This window comes from Paenibacillus sp. Y930 (genome assembly GCF_056786375.1).
This window is the reverse complement of record NZ_JBXCIX010000004.1, coordinates 386,279-401,903: the sequence shown is the minus strand read 5'-3', so window position 1 is coordinate 401,903 and position 15,625 is coordinate 386,279. Positions and strand designations below refer to the sequence as shown.

Below are 15,625 nucleotides of genomic sequence, written 5' to 3'. Positions count from 1 at the left end.
CCCTCTCTATTCTAATGATTATTTCTTATAAAAGCATTACTTTTATAAGATTTCGTTAAAATTTCAACATATGACCCAGTTTATCTTTCTTCGTATGCAAATATTTTTCATTATCTTTATTATGCTCAAGCTGAATCGGGACACGCTCAACTACTTCTAGACCATAGCCCTCTAGCGCTTTAATTTTACGTGGATTGTTCGTCAGCAAACGGATCTGTTTGACACCAAGATCTTTTAAGATTTGAGCACCAATGCCATACTCGCGCAAATCAGCAGCGAATCCAAGTTTAATATTGGCCTCAACAGTGTCCAGTCCTTGCTCTTGCAATTCGTAAGCCTTCAGCTTATTAATTAGTCCTATGCCGCGACCTTCTTGACGCATGTACAATACGATCCCTGTACCTTCTTCATTCACACGACGAAGTGCCGCTTCAAGTTGAGGCCCACAGTCACAACGATGAGAATGGAATACATCGCCGGTCAGACATTCGGAATGAACACGCAGCAATACTGGTTGGGCAGAGTCGATCTCCCCTTTCACAAGGGCAATATGCTCCTTGTCGTCAACTACATTAGTATAAGCAACTGCTGTAAAGTCACCAAAGTCGGTAGGTAGCTTACATGAAGCTTCACGAGTAATTAATTTTTCTGTATGACTGCGATATTCAATAAGCGACTTAATCGTAATTAATTTCAACTGATGCTTTTCCTTAAATACTTTGAGATCATCCATTCGAGCCATACTGCCATCTTCTTTAATAATTTCGCAAATAAGTGCCGCTGGCTTCGCACCACTTAATTTTGCCAAATCAATCCCTGCTTCTGTGTGACCAGCCCGTTGCAGAACGCCACCTGGTTTGGCAATAAGCGGAAAAATATGTCCCGGGCGACGAAAATCTGTAGATATTGCTTTATCATCAATTAATGCAAGGATGGTCATCGCTCGCTCGTGTGCAGATATTCCAGTTGTTGTTGATACATGATCTACCGAAACTGTAAATGCTGTACCATGAAAATCAGTATTTTGTTTTACCATGGGAGGCAAATCAAGCGTTACTGCTCTTTCCTCTGTAATCGGTACGCAGACAAGCCCTCTTGCTTCAGTAATCATGAAATTAACAACCTCTGGCGTTACATACTCAGCTAGGGCGATTAAGTCGCCTTCATTCTCACGGTCTTCATCATCTACAACAATGATTGCCTTACCTTGTTTCAATTCTTCTAATGCAGATTCAATGCTGTCAAACGTATCGGTATGTCCACTCATCGGTATTCCTCCTAAAACTTTTTGTGAGCAAAAAGTAACATCGAAAGCATGAGCTATAACTATTCATAACTACAAAAATCCATGTTCGGTCAGAAATGCACTCGATAAATTAGATTTTTTGGGCTTTTCTACATCTTTATCTTGAAAACGTAATAAATGCTCTACATATTTGCCAATAATATCACCTTCGAGGTTCACAATATCGCCAGCAACTCGCTGCTGTAATGCTGTCTCGGCTAAAGTGTGGGGAATGACGGATACTTTTACAATACGTTGGTGAACACTAACTATCGTCAAACTAACACCGTCAATCGTTATTGAACCTTTAGGTAGAATATATTTAAGCAAGTCTCGATCTTCTACTTCAATCTCGAACACCACTGCGTTTCCGTCAATATATCGTGCTGCGATAGCTCCTGTCCCGTCAACATGCCCTTGTACAATATGACCGCCAAATCTACCACCAGCGATCATTGCGCGTTCTAGATTAACGGTACGTCCTATTGAAAGTTGGGATAATGAGCTTTTCCGAAAAGTTTCGGGCATAACATCAGCAGTAAAATCACTAGCATGGAACTTCGTTACGGTTAGACACACACCATTAACCGCGATACTGTCGCCAATAGCAACGTCATCCATAATCTTTTTGGCCGCTATATTGATTTGCATAACTTCCCCGTGCTTATGAATCCCTTTAATGATTCCAATTTCTTCAATAAGTCCAGTAAACATAATCCTTTCATCCCTCCTTTCAACCTTCAGATCTACTATTTCTTCATAAATAGGAAAACTCGTTCTGGATGATTGCTAAAAATATAAAAACCCCCGAACGGCAAAGGCCATCGGGGGTAGATTATGTAGAGTTTTCGACGCTGAAAAAGCCTAGAGCTATACGTCAAAATTGACATAATGCTACGTAGACGGTTTCATTGTATGCATCCCATAAAAAAGCGAATACAAATATACCTTACATAATGGATATACTCAAAAAAGTATCATTCATCACAAAGATATACCGAAGCTTCCCCTTCTCCCATCCAGACTTTACTGTCGGTTCTAGATTCACACTAGATCAGCCAATCCATTATGTTGCCATAATTAGATTGGGTCGCGGACTTACACACTATGAAGCGAAACTCACCTCATAGTGCGATCACCGCCGGTTGGGAATTGCACCCTACCCCCGAAGGTTAGCTAACTACTATTCAATTGGAGTTACTGCAATATTATACTTCGTAAACTTCAACTGTCTCCATTTTGGAACCATTAGATACTGCATCAATGAATTCCATACCTTTTGAAACTTTGCCAAATACAGTATGTTGTCCATCTAAATGCGGTTGAGCTTGATAACAAATGTAGAATTGGCTACCGCCAGTGTTGCGACCAGCATGTGCCATCGCTAGTGTTCCGCGCTCATGTTTGTTAGGGTTGATCTCACAATTAATATTGTAGCCTGGACCACCAGTACCACGACCATCTGGACAGCCACCTTGAGCCATGAAACCAGGGATAACGCGGTGGAATGAAAGTCCATTATAAAATCCATCTGTTACAAGTTTTTCGAAGTTTGCAACAGTATTGGGAGCGTCTTGGTCAAATAAGTCGATAACAACTTCTCCACCTTCAGCTAATTTAATTTTTGCTTGTTTTGCCATTTTGACATCTACCTTCCTTCATAGAGATAACAATACGTTACCAATTTTGAGCCTATTTCGCAAGTGAAGATTTTTGCAGACGTGCAGGAACGACGTCATTACACACAATGTTTTCCAAAGATTCACGTTTTACAACGAGATCAGCTTGACCATCTTTCACAAATACGACTGCTGGTCGACGAATACGATTGTAGTTGCTTGCCATTGCATAATTGTATGCTCCTGTACAGAATACAGCTAGCAGATCGCCACTTTTTGATTCTGGAAGATTAACATCCCAGATCAACATATCACCGCTCTCGCAGCATTTACCCGCGATAGAAACAAGTTCTGTAGCTTCTTCATTCGCACGATTAGCTAATACCGCTTCATATTGTGATTGATATAAAGCTGGACGTGGATTATCTGTCATCCCGCCGTCAACTGCAACATATTTACGTACACCAGGAATATTTTTGCTTGTACCGATTGTATACAATGTTGTTCCAGCATCACCAACCATACTGCGACCTGGTTCCGTCCAAATTTCAGGTAAAGCATAGTTAGCTTCTGTGAAATTAGTTATAATCGCATTGGCAATGGCATTGACATATTCGCTAATTGGCAGTGGAGAATCACCTTCCACATAACGAATACCAAAGCCGCCACCAACATTAATTACTGTGAATATAATGTCTAACTCATCACGAACAGCTACCGCAAATTTCGTCACCTTTTCAACTGCCATTCGGAAGCCTTCAACCTCGAAAATTTGCGATCCGATATGGGAATGAACACCCAATAGTTTCAAGTTAGCTAGATCATTCGCTTGAATAACTGCTTCTCTTGCCGAACCATTTCCAAGATCAAAGCCGAACTTCGAATCCTCTTGACCTGTTGAAATATAGTCATGAGTATGCGCTTCAACGCCTGGTGTAATTCGCAATAACACATTCACTACTTTATTTTGTTGTGCTGCAAGATCATTGAGAACATGTAATTCAATAAAGTTATCTACAACAAAGCAACCAATATCGGCTGCTAAAGCCATATTGATTTCTTCTTCTGTTTTGTTATTTCCGTGGAAGTGAATACGTGAAGCCGGGAAACCCGCTTCAAGCGCTGTATATAATTCCCCATCCGAAACAACGTCAAGAGATAAGTTTTCTTGCTCTGCTAATATACACATCGCTTTTACTGAAAATGCTTTACTTGCGTAAGCAACTTGGAATTTCAATCCTGTAGCAGTGAATGCATCTACATACTCACGCGCACGTTGTCTCACTAATGCCTCATCTACTATATATAGCGGAGTACCAAATTCACTCGCCAAATTGGCTACATCAACTCCACCAATCTCCAAGTGACCATTATTATTCACTTTAGTTGTACCGTGTAAATACATATATTCTCCTCTGCTTTCCTCTATCACTGCAAGATAGACCAATATTCATCATTTCCCACAGTATAACTCATATCGTAAGCATTAAGAAATGGATATTTTCACATGAAGTTTGTATTTTTCAGTTGGTATCCTCATTCGGCATACGATCATATTGCTGTGGTCTCATAATATTCGGCCTCGTACGATTATACAACATTGGCTTTCGAATTAAAATATTGATGACCGCTTTTAGATCAAATGGAATAAACGGCCAAAGATATGGTCGGTTCACGGAACGCTCCATAGAAAGTGCCACAATGATTAGTGTAACAGGGATAACTAGCCCCGCTAATCCAAATAACGAAACCGTAACAATTAATAGCAAGCGAATTAACCTATTGGCCAGTCCTAACTCATAACTCGGCGTCGCGAACATGCCTACTGCAGCAATCGCCATATAAAGGATGACCTCATTAACAAATAATCCTGTTTGTACAGCAATGTCTCCGATCAGAATAGCAGCAACGAGTGACATCGCAGTTGCGAGCGAAGTCGGTGTATGCACCGAAGCCATTCGCAGTAGGTCAACCCCAATCTCGGCTATTATAAATTGAATAACAATTGGAATTTCACCGGTCTCTTTGGGACCAACAAATGAAAGAAAATCCGGGCGATATTCTGGATGCAACACAAATAATAACCATAATGGTAATAACATCAACGACATCATTATGCCAATGAACCGTACCCAGCGTAAATAGGTTCCAACGAACGGAGTTTGACGGTTCTCCTCGGCATGCTGCATCAAATCCGCATAAGTCGTCGGCATTGTCATTACACTTGGAGAAGTATCAACAAATACCGCTACAGCACCTTCTAGCAGGTGAGAGGCAACAGTGTCTGGTCGTTCCGAATAACGCACAAGCGGAAATGGGTTCCAAGCTCGATTAATCGTCACCTCTTCTAGTTGTTTATCCGCTAACGGCAGTCCATCAATACGTACAGCTTCGATTTTCTCTTTAATGGATGCTAACAGTTTTTTATCAACGATATCGTCAATATAGGCAATACAAACATCCGTCTTCGTTCTTGTACCAACCCGTAATAATTCGTAACGAAGCATCGGATCTTTCAAACGTCGTCTTACGAGTGAGATATTAACCATCAATGTTTCATTGAAACCATCTCTACTACCACGAACAACTTTCTCTAATGAAGGCTCAGATAACCCACGCGCAGGAAAATTACGAACCTCAATAGATAAGGCGATTGGCTGATTGTCGATAAATAATGCACATTCACCGCCTAGCACACTCGCAATCAACAAATTCCAATCTTCTTCCTTACGTACTTGTGCAGAGGGCACATAGTAAGTGAAAAAGCTATGTAGCGCATCATATCCCAAATCCTTTGCTTCAAGAAAAGTTAATCTTTTCAATATTTCTAGCATAATTGTGGAATTAACTAATCCACTTACACAGAGCATGGCAATTCGAGTATTGCCGATTGTCATCTCTCTAACAGATACATCAAAACTTTTTTTGTACCCAATTTCTTCTTCAAGTCGAATCAGAATATCATCAATATTAGAAGGAATCGGCTCTACAGGAGCTGTCTGTTTTTGACGCCTAACTTCACTAGAATGATAGTGCTCGCCTTCCCCGTCGGATTGATCTTCTTTTTGTTCATCCTGATTTTCATAGGTCATTGCCCTTCACTCCTTTACTATAGTTGAATTACCACTGGAAAATGAGCCAATCGAAAAATGAGCCTACAGTCTTCCCTATTACCATCGCCATCACTAAGGCAACCATAGCCCGTGACAAACTTAGTCGCTTCGCAATAATCGGCAGGACGTTCATCACTTCTGTTAACGCTGCTGCTAGCATGCCTACAAACATGCCATTAAGCAGCCCTATAAATCCAATTAAAGGCGGCAGCGGTAAATGCAATTGGATATTCAAAAAATCTGTTAATGTAAAATACAGCGCTCCGCTAATTAATGCCGTTTCAAACCAAATAGACAAGTGATAGCTATTCGTTAACTGCGCAAGTCTCGGAATAAGATCGAAAATAACGAGTAAGGCTACAAAGCTCGTCCCGACAACAACCCCACCAGAGAGTGCAATAAACATTATAAAACCTATTTGCAAAAACTCAATCATATCCTTCCTCTCCTACCGAATTTTTCGTTTTATCTTGTCGATTTCTAATTTCCTCAGCAATTACAAATGTATTAACATTCTCTTGATACATATACATTTCAACTTCGAGTGGATTAGGTTCTTCATTAAATTTTTTGCGGAAAATATGGTTGAAAAATATAATCATTCCGGCTCCTACTCCCACCGAATAAGGAATTTGAAACCACAGTGGATGATCTTCACGTTTTCCTGTAATTAGCTCTACGATGCGAATATGCGTATCCTTCATGTTGACATCAGAGTGAAAATTCATAAGTGCTAATCCAGATCCGAAAAATAGTAATAACCAACATACGACAAGTAATATGTAGCGTGGTTTTTTCTCATCACTTGAAATCATCACTAATACTTGAGGATCACCATAGACATCAATTGCCATAGTAGGCCATTGTTGTTTTACCTTTTCAATAATTTGTAGAAGATCAATAACAACTCGATTGCCATCCTTAAGACTGTGCTTATAAAGAATTAGCTCAGCAAGCTGACCCTCTATTTCTTTGTCATTAACAAGAATATGCGCTGCATCAGAGAGTTTTACACACTCTTGCTGGCGAATACTAATTCTCCGTTTTAAGCGCAAATAAAGCGTATTATTATCCCCAGCCATACTATTTACACCTCTTTTGACTGCAATAATAGTTAGATGATACATAGTATTTGCAATTGTGCTGTTCCTACTCTATAAAACAAAAAAAAGATCAATCGTATCACCACTCATCCGTTGAAACGAAGAGTGCGTGTTCGATGATCTTAGTTAAAATAGTATATTGAAAAACTAACCTTCTTCTCCATCCTGCACCTACGCCTTAGCGGAGAGAACTAATCTCCCCTGTGCACCAGCGGCGATCGGAACAGCGATTGGTTCTCACAGCGATCTCCGATTGCTCCTCATCGCTCCTGTTCAAAATAGCGAATACCTGCTTCATCATATCGATAGAACGGATCTTGACCATCCCAGCCCTCACCCATTACGAATGGGATTAATTTCTCTCTTTCTTGCTGCGTAACGATACAAGTATAATAATTTCGCTGAAGACTACTATGAATGAATGCTTGTGTTAATTCGTTATTAACAGTTAGCTTAATAAATTCATTAATATAAAGGTTTGTCGGCACCATATGTTCAAAGGCAAGATTCTTCTTTCTCCCTTTCAGCTCAATAAGCTGCTTCGCCTCTTCACTAACATAATCACCCATCTTGTAAGGCATATGTGGAAGCTTTTGCTCCTTATAGTAGCTCTCCATTAAAAAATAGAGATCAGAGCTGATTTCTTGCGTACTCATATTTTGCTTTTCATAATCGTTATTCCCCGAATGGAGATTAAGCTTCAATTTATCGAATAAGCGCTCAGCAAGGTAATCGATTAACTCATTTCGAAAATCAGTACTAGGTAGGCTAATAGGGATAATAATATCTTCGATTGGTGCTATGTCATCTTCCAATTCAACAAAAATTTCATCCGTTGCTACCAGTATGTTTCGATAGAGACCAATCTTGATTCTTTGCCAATAATCAGAACGACTCAATGCATAACTGATTGATTTACCAACCGCTAACGAATTGTTCTCGTCGTATCGTTTATTATAAAAAAGCGACATTCGGAAAAGCTCCTGTAATGTATGTGGTTCAATCTCAATAATTTCCAATACGTTTTCAGCATACAGATTAACAAATTGGAGTGTCGCTTCATTAAGGGATAAGTTTGCTGTCATTTCTTTCGTCATCGGGAGACCCTCCAAAAATAATCGTTCTTTCTATAGTAATAGAGAGTACCGCGATTAAGCAACCTTCTTTAGCACTAATGACGATTTTCGGGATTAATCTCCTACACATCAATAATGGGTTCGAATCAACTAATGCGTTTTGCGCCATACGTGTCGTACATAGATAAAGGGCTCGGAATAAAATCATTCCGAACCCTCTATATTGATCAATATAGCTGACATTTCTTATAAAGCAATCTGATCTTTAATAAGCTGCAATATTTTTTTCTCAAGCCGTGACACTTGCACTTGCGAAATACCTAATCGATTGGCAACTTCTGATTGAGTTTTATCGCGATAATAACGTAAATATACTATCATTCGTTCACGCTCGCTTAGCCCACCAATCGCTTCTGTTAACGCTAATTTATCGAACCACTTATCTTGCGAGTCATCCGCAATTTGATCCATTAACGTAATCGGATCACCGTCATTTTCAAAAACTGTTTCGTGAATGGATGTTGGTGGCTTATTAGCCTCCTGAGCAAAGATAACGTCCTCAGGTGTAATCCCTAATCGCTCTGCAACTTCAGAAATAGTCGGTAATCTTCCCATCGTTTTGGAAAGTTCATCTTTCATTTTACGGACCTTATTGGCAGTTTCTTTCAAGGATCGGCTAACCTTGAGTGTCCCATCATCACGTAAGAAACGTTGAATCTCACCAATAATCATGGGAACTGCATATGTAGAGAACTTTACATCATAAGATAAATCGAATTTATCTACTGACTTGAGCAATCCAATGCATCCGATTTGAAAAAGATCCTCTGGCTCATATCCTCGATTCATAAAGCGCTGCACGACTGACCAGACAAGCCTAATATTTGAGTTAACAAGACGATCTCGCGCATCCCTATCACCTGATTGGCTTAGGGCGATTAATCGCTTCACCTCAGAATCTTCCAAATACGGTTGGCCCGTTTGCTTAAAATCAACTTTCATGAGGTTCAACCCCTATGCTCTAGTAATAGAGCGCTTTTTTTGATTCAATGCGCTTTGCCATCATAATACGAGTTCCACCGCCGACAGTGCTTGAAGCTTCAAAATGATCCACAAAATTTTCCATAATCGTAAAACCCATTCCAGCCCGTTCCCCATCAGGTAAAGTTGTGAATAATGGCTGACGTGCAAGCTCCATATCTTCAATCCCTTTACCATTATCACTAATTTCAATGACAATACGATCATCTTCAATACTTGCATTAATCTCTACTTCTTTGGTTGGATCATTATCATAACCATGAATAATGCAATTGGTTACAGCTTCAGATACAACGGTTTTCAAATCATTTATTTCTTCTAGTGTCGGATCAAGTTGACTGGCAAATGACGCAATCGCAATACGCGAAAGCGATTCATTCTCAGACCTAGCATTAAATACTAGTCTCATTTTGTTTCCCGTGTTCATGAAACCACCTCCAAGCTAGAAAGTGCGTGAACCTCATCGTCATATACATCAATAATTTTGAATAAACCAGATAGCTCTAAAAGCTTGTATACTGGAGAATCAATATGACAAAGAATTAACTTCCCGCCCTTATTCTTCAACTGCTTGTAACGACCGAGCAGCACACCAATACCTGAACTGTCCATGAAAGTTAAAGTTTCCAAATTCATCACCATATGATGTGAATTTTCCTTCAACAGTACTTCATCCAGTCTTAGTCGAACATCCTCCGCAGTGTGATGGTCTAGTTCTCCCGTTAGGCGTACAATAACAACATTTCGATTGTGTACCACTTCTGTGCGCAATGACATCCATCGCTCAGCTCCTCATCGTTATATTTGTTTCAAATAAAACTAGCTGCTTTTTGGCGAATAGAGAATCATTCCACATTTGCGTTGTTAATTCCTGCACCACGACAAAAGTAGAAGAAAACAGTCAATTACCGACAAGCGGACTTTCATTGAAATATGTAATTCAAAAAAATTACTTAAATAAGCTTTGAGTTGAACGTTTTAATAATCTGAACCAATTCACTTTTTCAACCGTTTGCGGTGCGATTAGTTCAAATTCTTTCATCGCCTGCTCGCCTTGATAGATCGTCAACTTGCCAATTGGCTGACCTGCAACAATTGGTGCTTTAATTGATTTGTCCATATCCACTTCATAGTAAATTTTCGTTGTATCACTACCGCGTTTAATAAGAATAGAGAATTGTTGCTCTGCCATTAGATCAACTCTGCTCTCCATGCCTTTTTCAATTTCGAGAGAACCTATCGTTGCTCCCTGCTCTATCACGACATGATTACTATATTGTGCAAATGCGTAATCCATCATTTGAGTGACATCGGCATTTCTGACTTTCGTATTTGGTGCACCCATAACGACTGCGATAACCCGCATTCCATCACGCGATGCAGAAGCCGACAAACAAAACTTCGCTTCACTTGTGTAGCCTGTTTTAACGCCATCTGCACCTGGATAGAAGCGCACTAATTTGTTCGTATTGACAAGCCAGAACGGTTTTTCCGAGTCTTTACGAAGATAGTCTTGATACTTTCCAGTAAACTGTCTGATGAGATCATATTTCATTAGCTCGCGTGATACGATCGCGATATCATAAGCAGAAGAATAATGATTTTCGACTGGTAATCCATTAGAATTCATGAAATGCGTATTATTCATTCCTAGTTGCTTCGCACGTTCATTCATTAGCTTGACGAACTCTTCTTCTGTTCCGCTCAGCTTTTCTGCTAATGCAACAGAAGCATCATTGCCAGATGCCATCGCAACACCTTTCAGCATTTCCTCTACTGACATTTCTTCTCCTTCTTCAAGGAAAATTTGTGATCCTCCCATCGAGGCAGCGTTCGCACTTGTCCGAACCATATCAGTCAGCTTTAGTTTACCTTCTCCAACTGCTTCCATAACGAGCAACATCGTCATAACTTTCGTAATACTGGCAGGAGCTAACTTCGCACTACTATTTTTTTCGAAAATAACGGTGCCGCTATCAGCATCTATTAATACCGCCGAGGCGGCGTTAAGTGCTAGCGAAGGCCCTACGTTAGAGTTCGCTACAATGGTGTCTACCTCTTCAGTTGATAGCGTAAGTGCGCCAATCGTTGCCCCGGAATAACTCGTCGATATGAGACAAGTTAATACAAACATCAATACTATTTTTTTCAACTTAAGTCCCTCCTACAAACTTTTCGTATTTTCTTGAGAAGCTTCCTTGTAACGAAAAGTTACTTCGGAAGCATAAACCAAACTAGTTGATCTACTAGACGTGATGAATGATGTGTTCACTCGCAGTCTCACTTACTTAGTCATTGTTGACGAATAGACTGAAATTTATTCCATTATACAAAAAAGCCTCTATTGAAAGTTTAGCGTAACGCTAAACTTTCAATAGAGGCTTCGTGTCGTCATATTATACATTACAAAGTGGTTACGCCATCTTTCGTTACAATCGCCATCAATAGAGGACGTAATTGTGGCTGCTGCTCTTTGATTCCATAAGCGCTATGAACCATGATGACCGGCTCACTCTGCTCGTTAACTTCCTTATTCACATAAAGTGTAGCCAACACTTCGCCTTGCTGCAGGGCGTCTCCTACCTTCTTACGAAGCACAATGCCGACAGCGTGATCAATCGACTCATCCTTAGTCGCTCGTCCTGCACCAAGCTTCATCGCTGCAATACCGAGCTGCTCAGCTCCAATCGCACTCACATAACCTGACCGCTGGCTCAACACATCATATTGCATAGATGCTTGGGGAAGTTTACTCACATCATGAACAATTGAACCATCCCCGCCTTGCGCTTCTATAAGCTCTTGCAATTTCTGTAATGCCTTGCCACTTCGCAAGCTATTCTCAACAATAACTCTTGCCTCGTCATAACTATTAGCTCGTTGACCAAGCACCACCATATGGGCTGCAAGTGTTATACATAGCTCCGTTAGATCGGCTGGTCCATTTCCTTGAAGTGTAACAATCGCTTCTTCAACTTCGAGTGCATTACCAATGGCAAAGCCTAGTGGCTGATCCATATCGCTTATTACTGCTGCCGTATCACGACCAACTTCCGTTCCAATGCTAACCATCATCTTTGCCAATTGAATGGACTCTTCTAACGTTTTCATAAATGCACCGTTGCCTGTTTTCACATCAAGCACGATCGCATCTGCACCCGCAGCAATTTTCTTACTCATAATAGAACTCGAAATAAGTGGAATCGATTCTACCGTTGCAGTGACATCGCGCAAAGCATACAACTGTTTGTCTGCTGGTGCCAAATCACCACTTTGACCAATAATAGATACACCAATCTTATTTACTTGATCAACAAATTGCTGCTGAGTGCGCTCCGTATGGAAACCAGTAATTGACTCTAACTTATCAACCGTACCTCCCGTATGACCAAGACCTCTACCCGACATTTTCGCAACAGGGACACCTGAAGCAGCAACAAGAGGAGCCAAAATCAAACTTGTCTTATCACCGACTCCGCCAGTAGAATGCTTGTCTACCTTCACACCGTTAATAGCTGACAAATCAACTTGATCACCAGAGTTAGCCATCGCTAAAGTTAAATCTGCGACTTCGCGCGCAGTCATTCCATTAAAATAAACAGCCATCGTCCATGCAGACATCTGATAGTCTGGAATGTTACCTTCGCAATATTGCTGGATCCATTCATTAATTTCTTGAGTAGATAACTCTTTTCCATCACGCTTCTTTTGAATAAAATCTACTGCTCTCATGAGTCCCTCCATCAATTAGCTAAAAAAAGATGCACAATATACTGAATATGTATATGAGCATCTAAGATTTTAAGATAAGAAACATAACACTTTGACAAAGCTATATTCACGACTGCAAATCTTTCGATGTCGATTATGTTTCTTCTATAATTCTTGATCAATAGAAAGCTCTATGATCACACTTTACAAGGCACAAGTTAGCAACGGATAACTCGAATGACTATACTGTGCTTTCATGATGTATTCATCCAGCGTTTGACTTAAAGCAATAACATCACGATGCAGCAGGCTACCTCGTTGGCTTGCCGTTAATTCCATTTGCTTGCGGAGAAATTCAATTTTCGTATTAAGCTGACTTTCTATCACTTTGTCTACCCATCCTTCTTCATAATTACTTGATTTACTCAAAGTCTAGAGACATTATACGACGAAGTGATATTAGAATGTTGTCACATTACGTCAGTTGAGTTGTGACAAATTTGTGACAGTTAATCTAAATTTTGGCGATTAATGACGTAACCAGCTCTAAAAACTGCGATTTAACTCGATCCGTAGTTTCCATCACTTCCACATGAGACAATGGTTGATCCAAAATTCCTGCTGCCATATTACTAATGCATGAGATACCGACAACTTCAATGCCGCTATGTCTTGCTGCAATCACTTCAGCAACTGTTGACATACCAACAGCATCAGCACCAATAATTCTTAACATTCTAATCTCAGCAGGTGTTTCATAAGACGGACCAAGTAATCCGGCATATACGCCTTCAACAAGACCAATCTCTTTTTCTGCCGCAACCGTTTTGGCAATCGCTCTTAGTCGTTTACTGTACGCTTCTGACATATCTGGGAATCGCGCACCTAGATCGGCATCGTTAGACCCAATCAATGGATTTTTACCTGTTAAGTTCAGATGATCGGAAATTAACATCAGATTGCCTGATGCGAATTCAAGATTAATACCACCTGCTGCATTCGTTACAATTAGCGATTTGACACCTAGTGCTTTCATCACTCTAACTGGAAACGCAGTTACTTCTGGAGCATATCCTTCATACATATGGAAGCGTCCACGCATAAGTACAACTGTTTTACCAGCAATTGTACCGATCATTAATTCACCTGCATGTCCTTCTACCGTTGACACAGGAAAATGAGGAATATCTTCATAGGCGATGACCGTTGCGCCTTCAATATGATCACCTAACACACCTAATCCTGATCCTAGTATAAGCCCGATTTCTGGCTTCACATTGATTTTCTGAGCAATAAATTGTGCTGCCTCATTAATTTGCTGACTTGCCGTTATTATACTCATTTCAATTCCCCCTACAAACTTTTTGTAGCTTCCACGAAGTATCTTCTTGAGTGATAAAAAGTTACTTCGGAAGCATAAGTGATGTTTTGAACTACTTTATTTTAATAAGGATAAGAAACTGCTTCCCGTCGGCGTCGCAGCCACCTCGAAATTTTCAGCGATTGTAGCGCCCAAATCTGCAAATGTTGACCTTGTATCAAGCTGTTGCGGCTCTTTGAACGAAGGACTATACAGCAAGATTGGAACATATTCACGTGTATGATCCGTTCCCGGGTGAGTAGGATCATTACCATGATCAGCTGTTATAATTAATAGATCATGTTCACCTATTTGCTCCATCATTTCAGGTAACGCGGCATCAAATTGTTCTAATGCCTTGCCATATCCAATGGGATCTCGACGATGGCCATATAGAGAATCAAAATCAACGAGATTTGTAAAAACAAACCCCTTGAATGATGTTTTCAATAGCTCAATCGTCTGCTGGATACCATGTTCATTACTTTTCGAAGGATGTGATTGATTAATTCCTTCACTATCAAATATATCATAAATCTTCCCGACTGAGATCGTCTCAAGTCCGGCATCCTGCAATTCGTTAAGCACTGTTCTTTGTGGTGGCTTCAAAGCGTAGTCATGTCTGTTCGGTGTACGCTTAAAGTTACCTGGAGTACCGACATATGGTCTAGCGATTACGCGACCTACCGAGAATCGATCCTCCATCGTTAGTTCTCGAGCGATTTCACATGCTCTGTATAATTCTTCAAGAGGAATAGTATCCTCATGAGCAGCTAATTGGAATACGCTATCCGCGCTTGTGTAGACAATCCATGCACCGCTCGTCATTTGTTCTTCACCGAGCTCGTCTAATATTTCTGTACCACTTGCAGGTTTATTGCCCATCACTTTTCTGCCGGTACGAGACTCGAATTGTTCAATTAATTCAGCTGGAAAACCGTTAGGGAACGTTTGAAATGGGGTTTCAATCTGCAATCCCATAAGCTCCCAATGACCAGTCATTGTATCTTTGCCAACTGAAGCCTCTGCCATTTTCCCATAATACGCCTGAGGTTGCTTAGTTAAGTCTGGCGTCCAATTATGAATAGGCGCAATGCGATCCAGCCCCAACGCTCGAAGGTGAGGTAAATCGAGTGTTGCATATTCTCGGGCAATAGACCCGAGCGTGTGACTTCCTACATCACCAAATTGATCAGCATCTGGCAATTCACCAATACCAACACTATCCATGACAATGACAGCAATCCGATCAAACTTCAATATGAACCCTCCTACAACTTTTCATAGTCATCCTGTATCCACTACTTGTAAATGAAA

General features: G+C 40.5%; 16 protein-coding genes and 1 riboswitch. All 16 genes read right to left on the bottom strand.

Features of this window, described 5'->3' with window-relative positions; all coding sequences use genetic code 11:
- Window positions 1-55: 55 nt before the first annotated feature.
- The 16 genes from AC1TO5_RS14255 to AC1TO5_RS14180 all read right to left on the bottom strand — a co-directional run bounded on the left by AC1TO5_RS14255 (window position 56) and on the right by AC1TO5_RS14180 (window position 15,568).
- A complete protein-coding gene (locus tag AC1TO5_RS14255) occupies window positions 56-1,267 on the bottom strand; it encodes a bifunctional 3,4-dihydroxy-2-butanone-4-phosphate synthase/GTP cyclohydrolase II (RefSeq protein ID WP_482063490.1) in 1,212 nt (403 codons plus the stop codon).
- Between the two features lie 69 nt (window positions 1,268-1,336).
- Window positions 1,337-1,999 (bottom strand): riboflavin synthase, encoded by a 663-nt coding sequence (gene ribE, locus AC1TO5_RS14250; protein ID WP_482063489.1) that lies wholly within the window; start codon window positions 1,997-1,999, stop codon window positions 1,337-1,339.
- A gap of 289 nt (window positions 2,000-2,288) precedes the next feature.
- Window positions 2,289-2,462, bottom strand: a riboswitch (FMN riboswitch).
- A gap of 31 nt (window positions 2,463-2,493) precedes the next feature.
- The gene (locus tag AC1TO5_RS14245; protein WP_482063488.1) at window positions 2,494-2,925 is read right to left on the bottom strand and encodes a peptidylprolyl isomerase; all 432 of its coding nucleotides are present in this window, start codon (window positions 2,923-2,925) and stop codon (window positions 2,494-2,496) included.
- A 52-nt stretch (window positions 2,926-2,977) separates the two neighbouring features.
- Complete coding sequence (gene lysA / locus AC1TO5_RS14240; RefSeq protein ID WP_482063487.1) at window positions 2,978-4,309, bottom strand: diaminopimelate decarboxylase; 1,332 nt, start codon at window positions 4,307-4,309, stop codon at window positions 2,978-2,980.
- 118 nt (window positions 4,310-4,427) lie between these two features.
- Window positions 4,428-5,996, bottom strand: coding sequence for a spore germination protein (locus AC1TO5_RS14235; RefSeq protein WP_482063486.1), 1,569 nt, complete (start codon window positions 5,994-5,996; stop codon window positions 4,428-4,430).
- A 28-nt stretch (window positions 5,997-6,024) separates the two neighbouring features.
- Window positions 6,025-6,453, bottom strand: a complete 429-nt coding sequence (locus AC1TO5_RS14230; RefSeq protein ID WP_482063485.1) for a stage V sporulation protein AB — start codon at window positions 6,451-6,453, stop codon at window positions 6,025-6,027.
- Window positions 6,446-7,099, bottom strand: coding sequence for a stage V sporulation protein AA (locus AC1TO5_RS14225; RefSeq protein ID WP_482063484.1), 654 nt, complete (start codon window positions 7,097-7,099; stop codon window positions 6,446-6,448). Before AC1TO5_RS14225 ends, AC1TO5_RS14230 begins: the two co-directional genes overlap by 8 nt.
- 281 nt (window positions 7,100-7,380) lie before the next feature.
- Window positions 7,381-8,217 (bottom strand): hypothetical protein, encoded by an 837-nt coding sequence (locus AC1TO5_RS14220; protein WP_482063483.1) that lies wholly within the window; start codon window positions 8,215-8,217, stop codon window positions 7,381-7,383.
- Between the two features lie 225 nt (window positions 8,218-8,442).
- The gene (gene sigF, locus AC1TO5_RS14215) at window positions 8,443-9,198 is read right to left on the bottom strand and encodes an RNA polymerase sporulation sigma factor SigF (protein WP_482063482.1); all 756 of its coding nucleotides are present in this window, start codon (window positions 9,196-9,198) and stop codon (window positions 8,443-8,445) included.
- A gap of 19 nt (window positions 9,199-9,217) precedes the next feature.
- Window positions 9,218-9,664 (bottom strand): anti-sigma F factor, encoded by a 447-nt coding sequence (gene spoIIAB / locus AC1TO5_RS14210; protein WP_482063481.1) that lies wholly within the window; start codon window positions 9,662-9,664, stop codon window positions 9,218-9,220.
- On the bottom strand, window positions 9,661-10,014 hold the full coding sequence (gene spoIIAA, locus AC1TO5_RS14205) for an anti-sigma F factor antagonist (RefSeq protein ID WP_482063480.1): 354 nt from the start codon (window positions 10,012-10,014) through the stop codon (window positions 9,661-9,663). Before spoIIAA ends, spoIIAB begins: the two co-directional genes overlap by 4 nt.
- A 172-nt stretch (window positions 10,015-10,186) precedes the next feature.
- Entirely contained in the window at window positions 10,187-11,389 is a 1,203-nt protein-coding gene (locus AC1TO5_RS14200; protein WP_482063479.1) for a D-alanyl-D-alanine carboxypeptidase family protein, read from the bottom strand.
- Between the two features lie 251 nt (window positions 11,390-11,640).
- A complete protein-coding gene (locus AC1TO5_RS14195) occupies window positions 11,641-12,969 on the bottom strand; it encodes a pyrimidine-nucleoside phosphorylase (RefSeq protein WP_482063478.1) in 1,329 nt (442 codons plus the stop codon).
- Window positions 12,970-13,152: 183 nt separating this feature from the next.
- Window positions 13,153-13,335: a Spo0E family sporulation regulatory protein-aspartic acid phosphatase gene (locus tag AC1TO5_RS14190; protein WP_482063477.1), complete on the bottom strand. Its 183-nt coding sequence runs from the start codon at window positions 13,333-13,335 to the stop codon at window positions 13,153-13,155.
- Window positions 13,336-13,462: 127 nt separating this feature from the next.
- On the bottom strand, window positions 13,463-14,290 hold the full coding sequence (locus tag AC1TO5_RS14185) for a purine-nucleoside phosphorylase (protein WP_482063476.1): 828 nt from the start codon (window positions 14,288-14,290) through the stop codon (window positions 13,463-13,465).
- A 96-nt stretch (window positions 14,291-14,386) separates the two neighbouring features.
- Entirely contained in the window at window positions 14,387-15,568 is a 1,182-nt protein-coding gene (locus tag AC1TO5_RS14180; RefSeq protein ID WP_482063475.1) for a phosphopentomutase, read from the bottom strand.
- Window positions 15,569-15,625 lie beyond the last annotated feature (57 nt).

Bases quoted from the DNA above. Each gene is read 5' to 3' on its own strand.
- AC1TO5_RS14255 (WP_482063490.1), bottom strand. From the start codon at position 1,267: ATGAGTGGACATACCGATACGTTTGACAGCATTGAATCTGCATTAGAA.
- ribE (WP_482063489.1), bottom strand. From the start codon at position 1,999: ATGTTTACTGGACTTATTGAAGAAATTGGAATCATTAAAGGGATTCAT.
- AC1TO5_RS14245 (WP_482063488.1), bottom strand. From the start codon at position 2,925: ATGGCAAAACAAGCAAAAATTAAATTAGCTGAAGGTGGAGAAGTTGTT.
- lysA (WP_482063487.1), bottom strand. From the start codon at position 4,309: ATGTATTTACACGGTACAACTAAAGTGAATAATAATGGTCACTTGGAG.
- AC1TO5_RS14235 (WP_482063486.1), bottom strand. From the start codon at position 5,996: ATGACCTATGAAAATCAGGATGAACAAAAAGAAGATCAATCCGACGGG.
- AC1TO5_RS14230 (WP_482063485.1), bottom strand. From the start codon at position 6,453: ATGATTGAGTTTTTGCAAATAGGTTTTATAATGTTTATTGCACTCTCT.
- AC1TO5_RS14225 (WP_482063484.1), bottom strand. From the start codon at position 7,099: ATGGCTGGGGATAATAATACGCTTTATTTGCGCTTAAAACGGAGAATT.
- AC1TO5_RS14220 (WP_482063483.1), bottom strand. From the start codon at position 8,217: ATGACGAAAGAAATGACAGCAAACTTATCCCTTAATGAAGCGACACTC.
- sigF (WP_482063482.1), bottom strand. From the start codon at position 9,198: ATGAAAGTTGATTTTAAGCAAACGGGCCAACCGTATTTGGAAGATTCT.
- spoIIAB (WP_482063481.1), bottom strand. From the start codon at position 9,664: ATGAACACGGGAAACAAAATGAGACTAGTATTTAATGCTAGGTCTGAG.
- spoIIAA (WP_482063480.1), bottom strand. From the start codon at position 10,014: ATGTCATTGCGCACAGAAGTGGTACACAATCGAAATGTTGTTATTGTA.
- AC1TO5_RS14195 (WP_482063478.1), bottom strand. From the start codon at position 12,969: ATGAGAGCAGTAGATTTTATTCAAAAGAAGCGTGATGGAAAAGAGTTA.
- AC1TO5_RS14185 (WP_482063476.1), bottom strand. From the start codon at position 14,290: ATGAGTATAATAACGGCAAGTCAGCAAATTAATGAGGCAGCACAATTT.